Raw genomic sequence first — 17,088 nt, 5'->3', positions numbered from 1 at the left:
CCCGTAGGTAACGATCGCTCAGCGCCCTTTGCTGTCGCCAGCGGTCAATTGCATCAGAAGGCGCCGACTTCAATTTTGGATCTGTCCGCGAAGCGTGACACGCGGAATGGCGTCGGATCGACGCTTGCCGCGTCACCGGCGACCAGATCCGCCGCCAGATGGCCAATGCCAGGGCCGGCGCCGAAGCCGTGTCCGGAACAGCCTGCGGCGACGAACGCTCCGCCGATGCTGTCCACCGCCGAAATCACCGGTACGGCGTCCGGTGTGAAGTCGATATACCCGCCCCAGGAAGACACGATGCCGGCATCGGCAACGGCGGGGAACAGGGCCCTTATCTGCGTCATGATGCTTGCCACCATCCGCTTGTCCGGAGCGGGATCGAGGACGCGGATGCGCTCAAACGGGGTCGGCCTGTCGAGATGCCAGCGACCGAGTGTTTCCGGGCCTGCGAAGAACGAGCGACTTACGCCGATCTCGACGGCCTTCAGCCGTTTGATGAACATCGGCAGAAACGGGCGGGCATAGCGGATCCCCTGCGGCGTGATCTCGAGCGTCGCCCTGCCGCTGGCGGCTATCGTGTAGCTGCCGTCGATCCGGCGCGTCAGGGCACCGTCAGAGGTAAAGATTGCCCCGCCAAGATCCGGTGCCGGACCGGTCCGCAAGGTGGTCTGACGGACGCTGGCCTGCGGCAGCGAAACCGCATGCATGCGCAGGAAAGCAGAAGCCCAGACGCCGGCGGCGCACAGCACCGCGCTGGTGCGGATCAGGCCTTTCTCGGTGACGACGCCGCTCACTTGCCCATTGGTGATATCCAGGCCGCGTGCCGCGCAGTTCTGATGAATGGTCGCGCCACGCTTGCGGGCGCCCTCGGCGATCCGCGGGGCGGCGAGCCAGGGCTCGGCCTTGCCATCGTCTGCCGCGTGGACGCCGCCCAGCCATTTGCGGCCGCCAGCCGCGGGAACGGCGGCAGTGGCCTCCTCGGCCGTAAGCATCCGCGTCTTGACGTCGAACCGCCGCGCAACCGCGCGCCACTTGTCCCATTCGGCGAGCTGCTTTGGATCGTCCGTCGCATAGATGAGCCCGCAACGGCGAAAGCCAAGGTCGTGCCCGATCTCTTCGGTCAGCTCTTGCCACAGCCGCAGCGCCAGATTGGCAAGCGGCAATTCACGTGCATCGCGGTTCTGCCGGCGGCACCAGCCCCAGTTCCGGCTCGACTGTTCGCAGCCGACATAGCCCTTTTCGATCAGCGCCACCGACAGGCCGCGCCGCGCCAGGGAATAGGCCGCTGGCGCCGACAATCCCGCCGCCGATCACCACGACGTCCGCTGACTTGGGCAGCGTTTCATCGCTGCTGATGTGGTGGATGAAAGGGGACATGGCGGCCTCGGCGATCAATGATAGCTCGCAGTATCGGCGACCGGTGCCGCAGAATGCACTGACTGCAGCGGCATTTTGGTATTTTTGCACCGAATATCGCCGGCATTCGGCGAGTGGCGCGAAAGAGGCGGTTCTATCGTCCTGTCAGTCTTCCCACTCCAACAGTCCTGGTGCTTATGAACATCCAGTCCATCACATTCGAACCTTTTGAAGCGCACCATCTTGAGGAAGCGACGGCCCTGTCGCGAGCGGCCGGCTGGCCGCACCGGAGGGAAGACTGGGCCATGATCTGGTCCCTGAGCGAAGGTCAGGTCGCGTTGGAAGGCGGCAGGGTGGTGGGAACCGCCTTCATGACCCCTTTCGGAAATACCTGCGCAACTCTCAACACCATCATCGTCGATGAGGCAATGCGTGGTCGCGGGCTGGGACGGCGGCTGACCACCACCGCGCTCGAGCAGGCCGGCGACCGCGAGTGCCGCCTTACCGCCACGGCCGACGGACTGCCTCTTTATGAAAAGCTTGGCTTTGTCGCGACGCACGATGTTCGGCAGCACCAGGGCATCGTCGGGCAGGTCAGTGCGCCCCCGGCCGTGGAGTGGATCGGGTCCGAGCACCTTCAGACACTCACCGCGCTCGATCGCGCCACCTTCGGTGCGGATCGCGCCGCGCTCATGAACGCGTTGGCGGGCGAGGGGCGGTTTGCGGCCATCACCAACGAGGACGGCATCGCGGCCTTCGCGGCCGTGAGGGCATTTGGCAGGGGCGAGGTCGTCGGACCGGTCGTGGCGCAGGATCGCGATCAGGCGAGAGCCCTGATCGCCTTCATCCTCTCGGGAATGCAGGGCTGCTTCGTGCGCATCGACATCCCTGAAGACGCCGGCCTTTCACCCTGGCTCGAAGGACTGGGGCTCGCCCATGTGGGCGGGCCGGTTGCCATGCTTCGGGGCGCAAGCAATATCCCGGGTTCCACGAACCCACGCATCTTTGCCCTGGCCAGCCAGGCCCTCGGCTGAGGCCAACTCAGAAGGCCATGGATCAGGTGGAGCGGTCGCTGTGCTCGCCGGGTCCTCGCTGCGCAAAAACCCATCGGTCGAGCATGAGAAGATTGACCGCCGGAACAAGCAGGCATGTAACCACAATGGCAATGATCGGCGGCAGGCCGAGTTTCGCCGTCAAAAGCGCCGGCGCCGCGTAAGCCACGGCAAAGCCTGTCGCCGTCAGCAGGAGAAAACGCGCAGCTTCCGATCGATGCGATCCATTCGACATGAAGGTTACCGATTTATGGGCGAAATATGAAAACACGGCAGCCGCCGCGTAAGCCGCGAGCGACGCCGGGACCGGCGAAAAGCCGATCCATTTCGATTCGACCAAACCGATAGCCAGGGCAGCATACAGGATTGTCGCGGCGATGCCGACCAACCCGAAGCGCGCCAGCAGCTTCAGCCCGGCGCCGGCGGTCGAACGGTCCTCAGACATGCGCGCTACACGCATACTGGGCCCCGAGCGGTAGAGGCGCGAGCAGGCGCTCGAGTCGTCTGGCGAAGGACCTGGCCGACGGCAGCAGCAGGAAGTGCTCGGATCGGATATCCTGAAAACCCGTCTCCTGAAAAAGCGACCTTGCTTTGGCGGCGTTGAGCAGGACAGCGTCCTGGTCGAACGGACACCGCAACACCGCGAGACGCGTCAGCGGATTATAAGGGTTGTGCTCGATGATGCAGGCGACGCCGCCCGGCCGCACGACGCGCCGCATTTCCCGGAAGAAATCGAGCCAGGAGGCGGGCGGAACGTGATGGACGACGCAACTGGCGAAAGCCAGATCGAACGCGCCGTCGCCATAAGGCAGGCGCGGCGTCGTGCAGGCCCTGTAGGTCACACACGGATTGTCCTGGCCGGCGCGCAGGATCGATTGTTCCGAGACGTCGCAGCCATCCAGGCTCTCGAACGCGCCTTCGAGATAAGGGTGGAGCGACCCGACGCCGCAGCCGATATCCAGTGCCCGCACCCCGCCCTGTCGAAGCCCACGCTCGACGGCGAGACGCCGCAGCAGGTCGGCCTTGGCGATCAGAAAAAAGTCGTGCCCGAGTCCGGAAAACCGGATGGATCCTGCGACCGCCTCGCCATAATTCGATTTATAACTGTCGAAGAGTTCGGCCATCAGCCGAGGCTCCGTTCCTGGGTTTTCGAAACGGTCGACGGCTCTCACTGGCGGCACGCATCGCCTTGTCGAAGCCGGCGACCCGATCGATCACGTAAAGCGGACGGCGTTTCACCTCGGCGTGGATGCCGCCGACATAGAGCCCGACCACGCCGGTCATGAAAAGATTGATGCCGCAAAGCAGCGACACGATCACCACGGTGGATGTCCAGCCGGCTATGATGCCGGTTTCAAAAATCCAGGCGAAGATGGCGTAAATGCCGAACAACACCGCAAGCGCGGAGATCGCCAATCCGCCCCACAGCGCCATGCGCAGCGGCTTCTCGGAGAAGCTTACGATGCCGTGAACGGCAAGGTGCATCATCTTCCAGAATGGGTATTTCGTCTGGCCAAGGGTCCGCGCCGGGCGTTCGAAAGGCACCGCTGTCTGCTTGAACCCCATCCAGGCGAACATGCCCCTGACGAAACGGTCGTGTTCGGGCATTTGCTTGAAGGTTTCCAGAGCCTTGCGCCCGACCAGGCGAAAATCGCCGACGTCGCGGGGGATGTCGACCGACGTCATCTTCTCCAGCAGGCGGTAGAAGAGACTCGCCGTCAGGCGCTTGAACCAGGATTCGCCCTCACGCTTGACACGGCGGGCATAGACGATCTCGAAGCCTTCCTTCCACTTCGCCACCAGATCGAGGACCACCTCCGGCGGGTCTTGCAGGTCGGCATCCATGACGATGACGGCATCACCCGCAGCCGCATCCATGCCGGCCGTGATGGCGACCTGATGGCCGAAATTGCGGGAAAGCTCGATCAGCCGGAAGCGCGGCTCGACGGCGACGACGTTGCGAAGGTATTCGACGCTCCCATCGAGGCTTCCGTCATCGACGAAGATCGCCTCAGTCTCGCCGTCCAGCCGGCCGATCAGCGAACTGATCCGCTCGATCAGTCGCGGCAGCACCTGTTCTTCATTGTATATGGGAAGGACCAGCGAGTACCGCGGCGGCGACACGTTCACCGCAGTCCTGATGCTTTGGATCACAGGGTCTCGCATGCCGTTGAAAATGGAACGCAAGCTACAAAGTTCCAAGGACATACAAGAAATCGCTAAATTTAGCGGTTTCGGCCAGGTGCTGATCATGCGTGGAAAGGAACACAGGCGTTACCGCAATCGAGCGTCCATTTGTGGTCGGAGCACGGCGCCAATGGGCTATCGGCCAGTCCGAAACTGCCGCGAAGCAACCTTTGAGGCCCGCTTCGATCATGCCGCCCAAAACCGGGTGTCTGCTGGCCGATCTGCCCCGCTTGCCACTTCTGCCATTGCACAAGCCACATCAGAACAATAGATGGTGCGGAGCGGCCGCACCTTATGTCAGGCGGAAAAACAGGACTATGCGCATGACCGATACGCTGGACTCAGCGAAATTGACCGACCGGGTCGCGGCCCTGGTCGAGGCTGCCAAACGGGCCGGCGCCGACGCCGCCGACGCGGTTGCGGTGCGCGGCCGTTCGACCGGCGTGTCGGTGCGGCTTGGCAAGGTCGAGGGCACCGAGGCGTCCGAGAGCGAGGATGTCTCGCTGCGCGTCTTCGTCGGCAAGCGGGTGGCGAGCGTCTCGGCAACCGCTGCCTCCGACCCGAAAGCGCTGGCCGAGCGCGCCGTGGCAATGGCGAAAGTCTCGCCGGAAGATCCCTATCAGGGCCTCGCCGATCCGGCCTTGCTGGTCAAGAAGCCGCGCGACCTCGATCTGTTCGATCCGACGGAAGTCTCGGCCGACCAGTTGAAGGAAGCGGCGCTGGCCGCGGAAGCGGCGGCCCTTGCCGTCAAGGGCGTTACCAATTCGGCCGGCAGCGGCGCCAGCGCCGGGCTTGGCGGGCTGGTGCTCGCCACCTCGCACGGCTTTGTCGGCCACTATGTCGCCTCGCGCTTTTCGCGCTCGACCAGCGTCATCGCCGGCGAGGGCACCGGCATGGAGCGCGACTATGAATACTCCTCGCGCCAGCATTTCTCCGATCTCGACGCGCCCGAAGACATCGGCCGCAAGGCAGGTGAACGCGCCGCGCGGCGCATCGGCGCGCGCAAGGCGGCGACCGGGCCGGTCGATGTGGTATTCGACCCGCGTGTCGCCCGCGGCATCGCCGGCCATCTCGCCGGCGCCATCAATGGCGCCTCCGTCGCGCGCAAGACCAGCTTTCTGCGCGACATGATGGGCAAGCAGGTGGCGGCGGCCGCGATCACCGTCACCGACGAGCCGCTCCGGCTCCGTGGCCAGGCGTCGCGTCCGTTCGACGGCGAAGGCATCGAGGGCGAAAAGCTGCTCATGGTTGAGAAGGGCGTTTTGAACCACTGGTTCCTGTCGACCTCAGTCGCGCGGGAATTGGGGCTGACCACCAACGGGCGCGGCTCGCGCAACGGCTCCTCGGTCTCGCCGTCATCGACCAATCTTGCCATCGAGCCGGGCGAGCGGACGCCCGAGGACCTAATCAAGTCGCTCAAATCAGGCTTTTACGTCACCGAGGTGTTCGGCCAGGGCGTCGACATGGTGACTGGCGAGTACAGCCGCGGCGCTTCCGGCTTCTGGATCGAGAATGGCGAGCTCGCCTATCCGGTTGCGGAAGTGACCATTGCCTCGAACCTGAAGACGATGTTCCTCAACATGGTTCCGGCAAGCGATCTCGATCGCAATTTCGGCACCGCCGCACCAACGCTGCTGATCGAAGGCATGACCCTTGCCGGAGCTTGACCAGGTCGCCTCCGCCGGAGCTCGTGAGGATCTGCCGCTGCTGCGCGACGCTGCCCGCGAGGCGGGCGCCATCGCCATGCGCTATTTCGGCAACAATCCGCAAGTGTGGATGAAGGGCGGCACCTCGCCGGTGAGCGAGGCCGATCACGCCGCCGACGCCTATCTGCGCCAAACCTTGCTTGCGGCACGGCCGGACTATGGCTGGCTGTCGGAGGAGACGGCAGACGATCCGGCAAGGCTTGCCGCCCGCCGCACATTCGTCGTCGATCCGATCGACGGCACCCGCGGCTTCCTCGAAGGCCTGCGCTCCTGGTGCGTCAGCGTCGCGGTGGTCGAGGACGGCCGCACGCTTGCCGGCGTGCTCGAATGTCCCGCCACGGAGGAGACCTATTGGGCGCTGCCCGGTGAGGGGGCATTCCTGAATGGCCGGCGCATTGCCGTGCGCCGCCCGGCAGCGATGGTCGAAATTGGCGGGCCGAAGCCATTGATCGCCCTGATGCCGGCGGAATGGCAGGGCCGGCTGAGCCGCGTGCCCTATATTCCCTCGCTCGCCTACCGGCTGGCGATGGTCGCCAATGGCCGGCTCGACGCGACCTTCGTCAAACCCAGCGCACATGACTGGGACATCGCCGCGGCGGATCTCATCCTGCGCGAGGCCGGCGGCGCATTGCTCGACCAGAAGGGCCGCGCACCGCGCTATGCCGGCGAAGTGATCCAGCACGGCGCGCTGGTCGCCGGCAGCGGCGAACTGCTCGCCGTCCTCGCCGCCGTCGTCGCAGGGCTGGACGATTGAACATGTCATCAATGGTTCCAAAGTCGGCGGCTTTGGTCTAGACCTGTCACAAACTCACGATATGTGAAGGACCGACATGACCGCGGAAGACGGAAAGAAGCAGCTTTTGCACCTGGTGTTCGGCGGCGAACTGAAGACGCTTGGCGGAACAGAATTCCGTGATCTCGAGACGCTCGATATCGTCGGCATCTATCCGGATTATCAATCCGCGCAAACGGCGTGGAAAGCCAAGGCCCAAGCCAGCGTGGACAATGCCCACATGCGTTATTTCGTCGTTCACCTGCACCGGTTGCTCGACCCCGAAAACAAGCCTGCCGGTTGACATGGATGGATCATGAAGGCGTGAAAGGGCCGGCCACGAGGTCCGCGGCAAGGCGGCGCCGCGGTGGCACCCCGAAGACATTCTGGCGCAAGATACGCGAACCGCTGGCGCAGTCGCGATTCGTCAAGAACGCCATCGCCAGCCTGTTTGCGCAGTTCGTTCGCCTTGTCCGCCTGACCAATCGTGCTGTCGACGGATCGGCGCAGATGTCGGGCGGCGCCCACTCGCAGTTCGAACCCGCCATCATCGCGCTGTGGCACGGCCAGCATCTTCTGACACCGGCCTACTATCCGGGCGGACGGCCGCTGGTCGCCATGGTGTCGCGCAGCGCCGACGCCGAGCTCAACGCACTGATGATCGAGAAATTCGGGATCGAGGCGGTGCGCGGCTCGGGCGGACGCGAAAGCTCGAAGCGTCGCGACAAGGGCGGCGCCAAAGCGCTGATCGCCCTGAAAAAGTCACTCGCCACCGGCAAGAACGTCGCCATGATCGCTGACATTCCACATGGCACGCCGCGCGACGCGGGGCTTGGCATCGTTCTCCTGGCGCGGCTTTCGGGCCGCGCGATTCTGCCCCTCGCCATCGCCACCAGCCGCCGCAAGGTGCTGGAGCGCAGCTGGGACAAGACCACGATCAACCTGCCGTTCGGCCGCTCCTCGATCGTGCTTGGAGCGCCGGTGTTCGTTCCGGCCAATGCGGACGAGGCAGAAATGGAACGCAAGCGCCAGGAGGTCACGGCCGCGCTCAACGCCGCGACCGCCGAGGCCTACCGCCTCGTGGATGGCTCAAAATGAGCGAGCGCTGGGCGCGCACTTTCCTGACGGCGTATCGTTTCGCAGGCGCAGCCGCCTATCCCCTGGTCGGGCCCTATGTCGCCTGGCGCACCTCCAGAGGCAAGGAGGATCGAATTCGCCGGCGCGAGCGCTATGGCATCGCCGGGCGCGAGCGCCCCGAAGGGCCGCTGATCTGGATCCATGCGGCGAGCGTCGGCGAGACGATCGCCGTCGTGCCGCTGGTCGAGAGCATCCTCGACTACGGCGTCAATATCGTGCTGACGACGGGGACCGTCACCTCCGCTCAGGTTGCCGAGGAACGGCTCGGCGACCGCATCATCCACCAATACGTGCCGCTCGACCTCAAGCCGGCGGTCAGCCGCTTCCTCGACCATTGGCGGCCGGATCTGGCGATCATCGCCGAATCGGAGATCTGGCCGATGACCATCCTCGAGCTCGGCGCACGGCGTGTGCCGCAGGTGCTGGTCAATGGCAGGCTGTCGGACCGTTCGTACAAATCCTGGAAGAAGCGCGCCAACATCGCCGAGGCGCTGTTCGAGAATCTCGCCCATGTTGTCGCCCAGTCGGATGTCGACGGCGAGCGCTTCCTCTCGCTCGGCGCCCGGCCGGTCACCGTATCCGGCAATCTCAAGGTCGACACCACGCCGCCGCCGGCCGATGAAAGGGCGCTGTACACGTTGAAGCGCCAGATCGGCGCCCGCCCGACCTGGGCGGCGATATCGACCCATGACGGCGAGGAGGTGGTCGCCGCCGAGGTTCACGCGATGCTGCACAAGCGTCACCACGGTCTTTTGACCATCGTCGTGCCGCGCCATCCCGATCGCGCCGAAGCGCTTGCCGCGCAGATTTCTGGCATGGGCCTGAAACTCGCTCGGCGCAGCAAGGGCGACCGCATCATCGCCGATACGGACATTCTGCTCGGCGACACGATGGGCGAGATGGGGCTTTATCTCCGGCTGACGGAGATCGCCTTCGTTGGCCGTTCGCTCACCTCGGAGGGTGGCCAGAACCCGCTGGAGCCGGCCATGCTCGACACGGCGGTGCTGGCCGGCCGCAACGTCCAGAATTTTCGCGAGACCTATCAGCGCTTGCTCGACAGCGGCGGCGCCAAGCTGGTGCGCGACCGCGACATGCTGGCCGGCGCCGTCAATTTCCTTTTGACCAACGAGGTGGCTCGCCACGAGATGATGGCGGCGGGTGCGGCGACTGTCGAAGAGATGCGCGGCGCGCTGGCGCTCACCTTGAAGTCGCTCGAACCCTACATTCAGCCTTTGGTCGTCAAATCGCGCCTCAAGGGCGCCAACGGCCGTTAAGATGGCCAGCGAAGCGCCCCCCTTCTGGTGGGAAGAACCGGACTGGCGGGCGCTGGCGCTGGCGCCGCTGTCGGCGGTCTATGCGCTGGTTGCCGGTCGCCGCATGCGCTCGGCGGCGCGCGAGAAGATCGAGGCGCCGGTGCTTTGCGTCGGCAACTTCACCGTCGGCGGCACCGGCAAGACGCCGGTGGCGATCGCACTGGCCCGGCAAGCCAGGCGCATGCAGCTCAATCCAGGTTTCCTGTCGCGCGGCCATGGCGGTTCCTTCGCGCGGCCGCATGTCGTCGATCCGCATCATGATGCCGCCAAGCATGTCGGCGATGAGCCGCTGCTTTTGGCTAAGCATGCGCCGGTCGCAGTGACGCCGAACCGTGCCGCCGGCGCACGCCTCCTGCTGGAAAAGCATGGCTGTGATTTCCTGATCATGGATGACGGTTTCCAGAGCGCGCGCATCCACATCGACTATGCGCTGGTCGTCGTCGACGCACGCTACGGCGTCGGCAACGGCCGCGTCATTCCCGGCGGTCCGCTCAGGGCTGGCATCGTCGACCAACTGGTTTTCACCAGCGCACTGCTGAAGATGGGCGAGGGCCTTGCTGCCGATGCCGTCGTTCGCCAGGCGGCGCGCGCCGGTCGGCCGATCTTCGAGGCGCATACGCGGCCAACCAGCAAGGCGGGGCTGGCCGGCAAGCGATATCTGGCCTTTGCCGGGATCGGCCATCCCGACAAATTCTTCGACACGGTCCGTCAGGCCGGCGGCGAGGTTGCGCTGGCCCGGTCGTTTCCGGACCATCATTTCTATGGCAAGGACGAACTGGCCGAACTGGCGACGACAGCGCGAGGTGCCGGACTTGGCCTCATCACCACCGCCAAGGACGCCGCCCGGCTGCGCCACGATGCCGCGTCGGCCGATTTCCTCGGACAGCTCGATGTGCTGGAGATCGACACCGTGTTCGATCCCGACCACGTGCCCGAACGCATCATCGACGAGACGCTGGATGCCTGGCGGCAGCGCAAGCTGCAGGGCTGATCCAGGGGCTTTCGAGAGTCGCGACGGCAGAACCTTTTGCGGAATGCTGGCAGGCAGAGGGGGCGCGAAGGACCGCTACAGATCGGGTCTCATTCTGCGTAACCGGTTTAGCGCCGGCTGCGCAGTTCGGGATGTGCCTCGATCTCGCGGCGCAGCGAGGCCGCGGCACTCACATAGGGCTCCTGCCTGGCGACGCTCCAGTATTTGAGCTCATCGAGCGGGATGCTTTCGCCGGTGACCGCACAGCGCACGAAGGCGCCGGGGCTGGTCACCTGGAAGTCGCCGTCCAGGTAGCGGATACGGGCTTCCTTGCCGCCGGGGCCTTCAAAGCGATTCATCATGACATGGAGCCAAGGTTCATGACGATGTCATCGCCACAAAATGCCGGCAAGGTCAAGCTCGGAGCGAGGCAAGATTGGCTTCAGTCGGCTTCGTTTCGGACGGCAACCAGCCGAGCAGGCCGGCAAAGTGGATGCCCCGCATCTTACTGCTCGGCTGCGATGAAACCCTCGATCTTTTCCGCCGCCAGTCCGGCCTGGGCCGCGATGCGCCGGGCAAGCTCGGCTGCGGCGGCGCGCGGGCGCCCGATTGGCCGGTCGAGCCAGTAGGATATCGGGCTGAGGACAACGCGCTCGTCGACTTCGATGATACGGCCAGACTTCAGTTGATCCTCGGTCATCGGCGGCCGCGCCAGCGCGATGCCGAGACCATGGGCTGCGGCGCCGAGCACCAGATTGTAGTCCTCGAAACGGCGGTCCTGCGGACGCGGGCGATAGTCGATGTCCTGTGCGGCAAACCAGGCACGCCAGGCCGAGGCGTCGGAATCGTTGATCAGCGGGAATTTGAGCAGCCGGGCAGGGTCGCCTCGGCCGATCTCGCGGGCGAGGTCCGGCGAGGCGACCGGAAACACATGTTCCTCGAACAGCTGCACCGAGACGCGGCCGGGGATGCGGCCGCGTCCGCAGCGGATCGACAGATCGATGCCCTCGTCGGCAAGGTCCGCCTGGCGGATATCGACGTCGAGCACGATGCGCAGCCTGGACGGATTGCTTTCCAGCGCCGCCATGCGCGGCATCAGCCACAGCCCGCTGACCGAGGGGATCGAGGTCAGCCGCACCACGGCGGTGCCGCGCGGCTCGATCCAGCGGTCCGAATTGCTCGATATCAGCGCGAAGGCCTCAGTGGTGCGCAGATGCAGGCGGTTGCCTTCGATCGTCAGCGACACTCCACGCGCGCCGCGATCGAACACTTTCAGTCCGAGCCAATCCTCGAGCTTGGCGATCTGCCGGCTGACGGCGCCATGGGTGAGATTGAGTTTTTCGGCAGCGGCCGAAAAGCTGCCGGTCCGTGCCGCGGCGTCGAAGGCGCGCAGGGTTTCGAGCGGCAGCATCGCGTCTGAGCTGTGATCCATAGTCACAGCTGACCCTCGATTTGGTCGTTTGTCAACCGATCGGGAAAGGCGCTTTGTATGTTGAGAGCATGAAACGCGGGAATAATGAAATGAACGCTTGTACCGGCACGTTGAATACGACACAGCGGATCGACACCACGGCGGCCATTGCGGTGGCGTTGACAGTGGTCGGCTGGGCCTCCGCCTTTCCGGCGATCCGTGCCGGCCTCGTTGCTTTCGGGCCGCTGGAACTTGGCGCGCTGCGCTTCGCCATCGCGGCGGTGCCGGCGGCGATCTTCCTCGCCGTCAAGCGGCCGGCGCTGCCCCGGCTCGATGAATTATGGCGCTTTGCCTTCGGCGGCGCCGTCTTCGTTGCGCTGTACACGGCGATGCTCAATTTCGGCGAACTGACCGTCTCGGCTGGTGCCGCCGGCTTCATCATCAATGTCAGCCCGATCTTCACCGCGATCATGGCGATGGCGCTGCTTGGCGAACGCTTCTCGGGCCTGGCCTGGGCCGGCACATTGCTGTCCTTCGCCGGCATCGGCATCATCGCGATGGGCGAGGGGCAAGGGTTGCATTTCAACAATGGCGCGCTGCTGGTCCTCGGCTCGGCGCTGTGCTCGGCGGTCAACACCATCGTGCAAAAGCCGCTGTTTGCCAGCCATCATCCGCTGACCATTTCGGCCTCGAACATGGTGCTCGGCGCGCTCTGCCTGCTGCCCTTCCTGCCGAACGGCCTGGCGCAGGCGGCAGTTGCCGACACCGCCGGTCTCGGCGCCGTCGTCTTTCTCGGCATCGTGCCGAGCCTCATCGCCTACGCCGCCTGGGCAACCGCGCTCTCGCGTTTGCCGGCGGCGCGCGCCTCGAACTTCCTTTACCTGGTTTCGCCGGTGGCGACGCTGATCGGCTTCTTCTGGCTGGGCGAGGTGCCGACGCTGCTCGGCATCATCGGAGGCGCGCTGGCGCTCGGCGGCGTCATCGTGGTGAATTTGAAGCGTTGAATCAGAGGGTTGTGGCTGTCTCTTGACACGAAAAGAGCCGCTATACAGCGGCTCTTTTTCAGACCCCCACCCCGCTGCTTTGCAGCGACCCTCCCCACAAGGGCCCACAAGGGCCCACAAGGGCCCACAAGGGGGAGGGTAAGTTCCTTGCGAGGCGTCCGCGGCTAGGCTTCCTACCTCCCCCTTGTGGGGAGGTCGGACCGAAGGTCCGGGTGGGGGCTGCGCCCTGCGAGCCCTTCACCGCCGCCCGAACAACCTCTCAATGTCGGCGAGCCTGAGCTCGATATAGGTCGGGCGGCCGTGGTTGCAGGTGCCGCACCCGGGCGTCGCCTCCATCTGGCGCAGCAGCGCGTTCATCTCTTCCGGCTTGAGCAGGCGGCCGGAACGCACCGAGCCGTGGCAGGCCATGGTCGCGGCTATTTTGTCCAGCCGCTCTTTCAGCGTGTCGACGGTGTCGTTGTCGGCGATCTCGTCGGCAAGGTCGCGCACCAGCTGCTGGACATTGGTTTCGCCGAGCATCGACGGCGTCTCGCGCACCGCGACCGCACCCGGGCCGAAGCGTTCGACGGCGAGGCCGAAGCGGGCCAGCGTTTCGGAATGCAAGGCTAGCCGCTCTGCATCCTCTTCCGGCAGATCGACGATCTCGGGCAAAAGCAGCATCTGCGACGGCACGGCGCGCGCATGCAATGCGTTCTTCAGCGCCTCGTAGACCAGCCGCTCATGCGCCGCATGCTGGTCGACGATGACGAGCGAATCCCTGGTCTGCGCGACGATGTAGTTCTCGTGTACTTGGGCGCGTGCGGCACCCAGCGCCATGCCGAGCAGCGTCTCCGCCGCTTCGTCTTGTCCGGCGCGCGCGTCGGCGCTGTGAAGCGAACCGGCAGCGAACGCCGCCTGATCGTTTTCGCCGAAGCCGCCATTTGCAGATCCTGCATCCAGCGGCCGTTGCGGCGAGCGGGCCGGATCGAAACCGGCGAAGCCGGAGGCCCGGTAGGCCGCTTCGTAGCTGCGATGGCCGTTGGCCGGTCCTGGATGCGCATAGGATGCTGCGCCTGGCCGGAATGCCGCCATCATGCCGGCCGCTCCTGATGTGGCGGCACGGATGCCGGCATTGGCCAGCGCCTCGCGAATGGCGCCGACGATCAGCCCGCGCACCAGCCCCGGATCGCGGAAGCGGACGTCGGCTTTGGCCGGGTGGACATTGACGTCGACGATGGCCGGATCGAGCGTCAGGAACAGCACCGTCACCGCATGGCGGTCGCGCGGCAGCACGTCGGCGAAGGCGCCCCGGATGGCGCCGGCAATCAGCTTGTCGCGCACCGGCCGGCCGTTGACATAGGCATATTGCTGCAGCGCGTTGGCGCGGCTGAAGGATGGTATCGAAACGTGGCCGGCAAGATGCACACCGTCGCGCATGGCGTCGATGGCGATCGCGTTGGCCGGAAAGTCGGCGCCCATCACTTGCGCGACGCGGCGCAACCGGCCTTCCGGGCTGTCGTCGGTCGCCGGTAGTTCCAGCGTCGAGCGGTCGGAGCCGGCCAGCGTGAAGCGCACGGCCGGGAAAGCGATGGCGATACGCTTGATCACGTCGCTGGTCGCCGAGCTTTCGGCGCGCTCGCCCTTCATGAATTTGAGCCGCGCCGGCGTGGCGAAGAACAGGTCACGCACCTCGACCGTGGTGCCGCGATTGGCGGCCGCCGGCTTGACGGCGGACACGCGCCCGCCCTCGATGCCGATCTCGGCGGCGCTGTCGCCGTTGGCGGTGCGCGAGCGGATCGACAGCCGCGCCACCGAGCCGATCGACGGCAGCGCTTCGCCGCGAAAGCCGAGCGAGTGGATGTCGTGAATGTCATCGGCGAGCTTCGAGGTGCAATGGCGTGCGATCGCCAGCGGGAGTTCCTTTTCCGGAATGCCTGAGCCATCGTCGGTGACGCGGATCAGGTTCAGCCCACCGCCGGCGGTGACGATCTCTATTCTCCCAGCGCCGGCATCGAGTGCGTTCTCGACCAGTTCCTTGACCACGCTTGCCGGACGCTCGATGACTTCGCCGGCGGCGATCTGGTTGATCATCGTTTCGGAAAGCTGGCGAATGGGCATGGGGGTACTATACGCGGATTCGTCGCCCAAGCGGGAGGGGCGAATTCAGGAATCCGCGCCGCTCACCGTGCTCCTGCATTTCACGTCATCAGCCTGGGCAGTGCCGCTGCCAGCGCGTCGACGGCAAGGCGGACCTTCAGCGGCAAGTGAGGCGTCTGCAGCCAGAGCGCATAGGCGTCGTAAAGAAATCCCGGCTGTTCCGGCAACAGCACGACAAGTGCACCGGCCTGAATGCACTCACGCACCAGCCAGTATGGCAGCCAGGCGAGCCCCATGCCGGCTGCCGCAGCATCGGCGATCGCAGCGAGGTCGTCGAGCCGCAGCCGGCTGACCGGCATGACCTCCAGCGCACGCTGGCCATCACGCGGAAACAGCCACGGTTGAACGACACGGCCCGAACGGCGGTAGATGATGGTCTGGTGGCTGCCGAGATCCTCTACCCGCCGTGGCTGCCCGTGCATCTCGAGATAGGATGGCGACGCGCAGACGACCATGCGCTGGCGCGCGACGCGACGCGCCATCACGCCGGCCTGATCCTCCAGATTGCCGGTCCGGATGGCAAGATCGCAGCCATCCTCTGCAAGATCGGCGATGGGATCGCTGAAAGACAGGTCGAGTTCCAGAGCGGGATATCGCTGCGCAAGCTCCAGCAGGATCGGGGCAACGCAGCGCCGGCCGAAGTGTCCGGGCATGATGACGCGCAGCTTTCCGCGTGGTTCGGAAAGTTGATCGGCCGCCAGTGCATCCGCAGCTTCGGCTTCAGCGAGTACCATCCGGCAGCGCTCATAGTAGGCGCGCCCGAAGTCGGTCAGGCTCTGGCGGCGTGTGGTCCGGTTGATGAGGCGCACGCCCAGACGCTCCTCGAGAAACCGGACATGCTTGCCGACCATCGGTCCGGACAGATCGAGAGCGGCAGCAGTCGCCGCGAACGAGCCGAGATCGACGGTTTTGACGAACACGGCCATGCTCGTAAGGCGATCCATATTCAAAACTCCCAGTTTCTACTGTCTTGCCCAAGCAAGCATTTATCTGCCGGATGGCCGATGGCATAGCGTATTCGGTTCAAATATTTTGGAGTTATGGCCGCATGGCACGTGTTGTTCGCTTTCATGAGCATGGTGGTCCCGAGGTTCTGCGCATCGAGAATCTCGATATTCCCGCGCTCGGTCGGGGCGAGATTCAGATCCGGGTCAAGGCATTGGGTCTCAACCGGGCCGAGGCGCTGCTGCGTTCGGGCACTTATATCCAGACGCCGCCGTTGCCTTCCGGTCTTGGCCTTGAGGCAGCGGGTGTCGTCGAAGCGGTCGGCGAAGCCGTGCACGGTTTTGCGCCAGGTGACGCCGTCAGCGTCGTGCCGCCATTATCGATGGCCCGCTGGCCCGCCTATGGTGAGATCGCCACATATCCCGCCCATCTCGTGGCCAAGCACCCGCCATCGCTTACCTGGGAAGAGGCGGCAGCCGTCTGGATGCAATATCTCACCGCCTATGGCGCACTGATCGACATTGCCAAGCTCAGCAGAGACGACTTCGTCGTCATTACCGCGGCATCGAGCAGTGTCGGACTTGCCGCGATCCAGATTGCCAACATCGTTGGTGCGACCGCGATCGCGGTGACGCGGACATCTGCCAAGAGAGAGGCCCTGCTCAAGTTCGGGGCGGCCCATGTCGTCGCTTCAGCGGACGAAGATCTGGAAGCCCGGCTGAAGGAAATCGCCAGTCCGGACAACATCCGAGTGGTTTTCGACGCAGTCGGCGGCCCGATTTTCGAACCTCTGACGGCGGCGATGGCACGGGATGGCATTCTCATCGAATATGGCGGCTTGAGCCCCGAGCCGACGCCGTTCCCGCTGTTCGATGTGCTGGCCAAGACGCTGACGCTGCGCGGCTATCTCGTCCACGAGATCACTGGCGATCCGGTGAAGTTGGAAGCTGCCAAGGCGTTCATCCTCGACGGATTGATGTCGGGTTCGCTAAAGCCGGTAATCGCCAAAACCTTTTCATTCGAGCAGATCGTCGAAGCGCATCGCTTTCTCGAGTCGAACGAGCAATTCGGCAAGATCGTCGTGACGGTTGATTGAGCA

16 protein-coding genes and 1 pseudogene are annotated in these 17,088 nt (G+C 65.0%); 9 read left to right on the top strand and 8 right to left on the bottom strand.

The annotated features are described in order from the left end of the window. Positions 1 to 53 precede the first annotated feature (53 nt). Positions 54 to 1,377 (bottom strand): annotated as a pseudogene (locus AC0L2M_RS17735) (NAD(P)/FAD-dependent oxidoreductase). 176 nt (positions 1,378 to 1,553) lie between these two features. Between AC0L2M_RS17735 and AC0L2M_RS17730 the strand changes: the two are divergent. Continuing rightward, positions 1,554 to 2,390: a GNAT family N-acetyltransferase gene (locus AC0L2M_RS17730; protein ID WP_287229826.1), complete on the top strand. Its 837-nt coding sequence runs from the start codon at positions 1,554 to 1,556 to the stop codon at positions 2,388 to 2,390. Between the two features lie 22 nt (positions 2,391 to 2,412). Here the strand turns inward: AC0L2M_RS17730 and AC0L2M_RS17725 are convergent, their stop codons facing one another. The 3 genes from AC0L2M_RS17725 to AC0L2M_RS17715 are packed head-to-tail and all read right to left on the bottom strand — an operon-like array spanning position 2,413 to position 4,481. After that, positions 2,413 to 2,853, bottom strand: coding sequence for a GtrA family protein (locus tag AC0L2M_RS17725; RefSeq protein WP_287229824.1), 441 nt, complete (start codon positions 2,851 to 2,853; stop codon positions 2,413 to 2,415). Continuing rightward, positions 2,846 to 3,532, bottom strand: coding sequence for a class I SAM-dependent methyltransferase (locus AC0L2M_RS17720; RefSeq protein ID WP_287229822.1), 687 nt, complete (start codon positions 3,530 to 3,532; stop codon positions 2,846 to 2,848). Before AC0L2M_RS17720 ends, AC0L2M_RS17725 begins: the two co-directional genes overlap by 8 nt. Then, positions 3,507 to 4,481 carry a glycosyltransferase family 2 protein gene (locus tag AC0L2M_RS17715; protein WP_373420475.1) on the bottom strand — a complete coding sequence of 325 codons (975 nt, stop codon included), beginning with the start codon at positions 4,479 to 4,481 and terminating at the stop codon, positions 3,507 to 3,509. The genes AC0L2M_RS17720 and AC0L2M_RS17715 overlap by 26 nt, the downstream gene beginning before the upstream one ends. Positions 4,482 to 4,918: 437 nt before the next feature. Between AC0L2M_RS17715 and AC0L2M_RS17710 the strand changes: the two genes are divergently transcribed. The 6 genes from AC0L2M_RS17710 to lpxK all read left to right on the top strand — a co-directional run bounded on the left by AC0L2M_RS17710 (position 4,919) and on the right by lpxK (position 10,514). Further along, positions 4,919 to 6,262: a TldD/PmbA family protein gene (locus AC0L2M_RS17710; RefSeq protein WP_027153862.1), complete on the top strand. Its 1,344-nt coding sequence runs from the start codon at positions 4,919 to 4,921 to the stop codon at positions 6,260 to 6,262. After that, complete coding sequence (locus AC0L2M_RS17705) at positions 6,249 to 7,055, top strand: 3'(2'),5'-bisphosphate nucleotidase CysQ (protein WP_287229820.1); 807 nt, start codon at positions 6,249 to 6,251, stop codon at positions 7,053 to 7,055. The genes AC0L2M_RS17710 and AC0L2M_RS17705 overlap by 14 nt, the downstream gene beginning before the upstream one ends. A 76-nt stretch (positions 7,056 to 7,131) precedes the next feature. Next, complete coding sequence (locus AC0L2M_RS17700) at positions 7,132 to 7,377, top strand: DUF4170 domain-containing protein (protein ID WP_023802307.1); 246 nt, start codon at positions 7,132 to 7,134, stop codon at positions 7,375 to 7,377. Positions 7,378 to 7,382: 5 nt separating this feature from the next. Further along, complete coding sequence (locus AC0L2M_RS17695; RefSeq protein WP_287229819.1) at positions 7,383 to 8,171, top strand: lysophospholipid acyltransferase family protein; 789 nt, start codon at positions 7,383 to 7,385, stop codon at positions 8,169 to 8,171. Then, entirely contained in the window at positions 8,168 to 9,484 is a 1,317-nt protein-coding gene (gene waaA, locus AC0L2M_RS17690; RefSeq protein WP_128188002.1) for a lipid IV(A) 3-deoxy-D-manno-octulosonic acid transferase, read from the top strand. The genes AC0L2M_RS17695 and waaA overlap by 4 nt, the downstream gene beginning before the upstream one ends. Position 9,485: 1 nt before the next feature. Next, a complete protein-coding gene (gene lpxK, locus AC0L2M_RS17685; protein WP_128188001.1) occupies positions 9,486 to 10,514 on the top strand; it encodes a tetraacyldisaccharide 4'-kinase in 1,029 nt (342 codons plus the stop codon). A gap of 107 nt (positions 10,515 to 10,621) precedes the next feature. On the opposite strand, the gene AC0L2M_RS17680 is transcribed toward lpxK, so the two are convergent. Both AC0L2M_RS17680 and AC0L2M_RS17675 read right to left on the bottom strand, forming a co-directional pair. Next, positions 10,622 to 10,855, bottom strand: coding sequence for a DUF2093 domain-containing protein (locus AC0L2M_RS17680; protein ID WP_027153867.1), 234 nt, complete (start codon positions 10,853 to 10,855; stop codon positions 10,622 to 10,624). Positions 10,856 to 10,998: 143 nt separating this feature from the next. Further along, positions 10,999 to 11,925: a LysR substrate-binding domain-containing protein gene (locus AC0L2M_RS17675; RefSeq protein WP_287229817.1), complete on the bottom strand. Its 927-nt coding sequence runs from the start codon at positions 11,923 to 11,925 to the stop codon at positions 10,999 to 11,001. Between the two features lie 89 nt (positions 11,926 to 12,014). Here AC0L2M_RS17675 and AC0L2M_RS17670 point away from each other — a divergent pair, with 89 nt between their 5' ends. Continuing rightward, complete coding sequence (locus AC0L2M_RS17670) at positions 12,015 to 12,908, top strand: DMT family transporter (protein WP_287229816.1); 894 nt, start codon at positions 12,015 to 12,017, stop codon at positions 12,906 to 12,908. Positions 12,909 to 13,145: 237 nt separating this feature from the next. Here AC0L2M_RS17670 and mutL read toward each other — a convergent pair whose 3' ends face one another. Then, positions 13,146 to 15,005, bottom strand: coding sequence for a DNA mismatch repair endonuclease MutL (mutL, locus tag AC0L2M_RS17665; RefSeq protein ID WP_287229815.1), 1,860 nt, complete (start codon positions 15,003 to 15,005; stop codon positions 13,146 to 13,148). A gap of 80 nt (positions 15,006 to 15,085) precedes the next feature. Further along, the gene (locus AC0L2M_RS17660) at positions 15,086 to 15,988 is read right to left on the bottom strand and encodes a LysR family transcriptional regulator (RefSeq protein WP_287229814.1); all 903 of its coding nucleotides are present in this window, start codon (positions 15,986 to 15,988) and stop codon (positions 15,086 to 15,088) included. Between the two features lie 104 nt (positions 15,989 to 16,092). On the opposite strand from AC0L2M_RS17660, the gene AC0L2M_RS17655 reads away from it, so the two are divergent. Then, complete coding sequence (locus AC0L2M_RS17655) at positions 16,093 to 17,085, top strand: zinc-dependent alcohol dehydrogenase family protein (protein WP_287229813.1); 993 nt, start codon at positions 16,093 to 16,095, stop codon at positions 17,083 to 17,085. Positions 17,086 to 17,088: the final 3 nt, after the last annotated feature.

The organism is Mesorhizobium sp. WSM4806, assembly GCF_055811635.1.
This window is presented reverse-complemented; position numbering and strand designations above follow the sequence as displayed.

Excerpts from the sequence above, each read along its gene's own strand:
- AC0L2M_RS17655 (WP_287229813.1), top strand. The coding sequence starts at position 16,093 with ATGGCACGTGTTGTTCGCTTTCATGAGCATGGTGGTCCCGAGGTTCTG.
- AC0L2M_RS17725 (WP_287229824.1), bottom strand. The coding sequence starts at position 2,853 with ATGTCTGAGGACCGTTCGACCGCCGGCGCCGGGCTGAAGCTGCTGGCG.
- AC0L2M_RS17710 (WP_027153862.1), top strand. The coding sequence starts at position 4,919 with ATGACCGATACGCTGGACTCAGCGAAATTGACCGACCGGGTCGCGGCC.
- AC0L2M_RS17680 (WP_027153867.1), bottom strand. The coding sequence starts at position 10,855 with ATGATGAATCGCTTTGAAGGCCCCGGCGGCAAGGAAGCCCGTATCCGC.
- mutL (WP_287229815.1), bottom strand. The coding sequence starts at position 15,005 with ATGCCCATTCGCCAGCTTTCCGAAACGATGATCAACCAGATCGCCGCC.
- AC0L2M_RS17695 (WP_287229819.1), top strand. The coding sequence starts at position 7,383 with ATGGATCATGAAGGCGTGAAAGGGCCGGCCACGAGGTCCGCGGCAAGG.
- AC0L2M_RS17730 (WP_287229826.1), top strand. The coding sequence starts at position 1,554 with ATGAACATCCAGTCCATCACATTCGAACCTTTTGAAGCGCACCATCTT.
- AC0L2M_RS17660 (WP_287229814.1), bottom strand. The coding sequence starts at position 15,988 with ATGGATCGCCTTACGAGCATGGCCGTGTTCGTCAAAACCGTCGATCTC.
- lpxK (WP_128188001.1), top strand. The coding sequence starts at position 9,486 with ATGGCCAGCGAAGCGCCCCCCTTCTGGTGGGAAGAACCGGACTGGCGG.
- AC0L2M_RS17675 (WP_287229817.1), bottom strand. The coding sequence starts at position 11,925 with ATGGATCACAGCTCAGACGCGATGCTGCCGCTCGAAACCCTGCGCGCC.
- AC0L2M_RS17720 (WP_287229822.1), bottom strand. The coding sequence starts at position 3,532 with ATGGCCGAACTCTTCGACAGTTATAAATCGAATTATGGCGAGGCGGTC.
- AC0L2M_RS17670 (WP_287229816.1), top strand. The coding sequence starts at position 12,015 with ATGAACGCTTGTACCGGCACGTTGAATACGACACAGCGGATCGACACC.
- waaA (WP_128188002.1), top strand. The coding sequence starts at position 8,168 with ATGAGCGAGCGCTGGGCGCGCACTTTCCTGACGGCGTATCGTTTCGCA.
- AC0L2M_RS17700 (WP_023802307.1), top strand. The coding sequence starts at position 7,132 with ATGACCGCGGAAGACGGAAAGAAGCAGCTTTTGCACCTGGTGTTCGGC.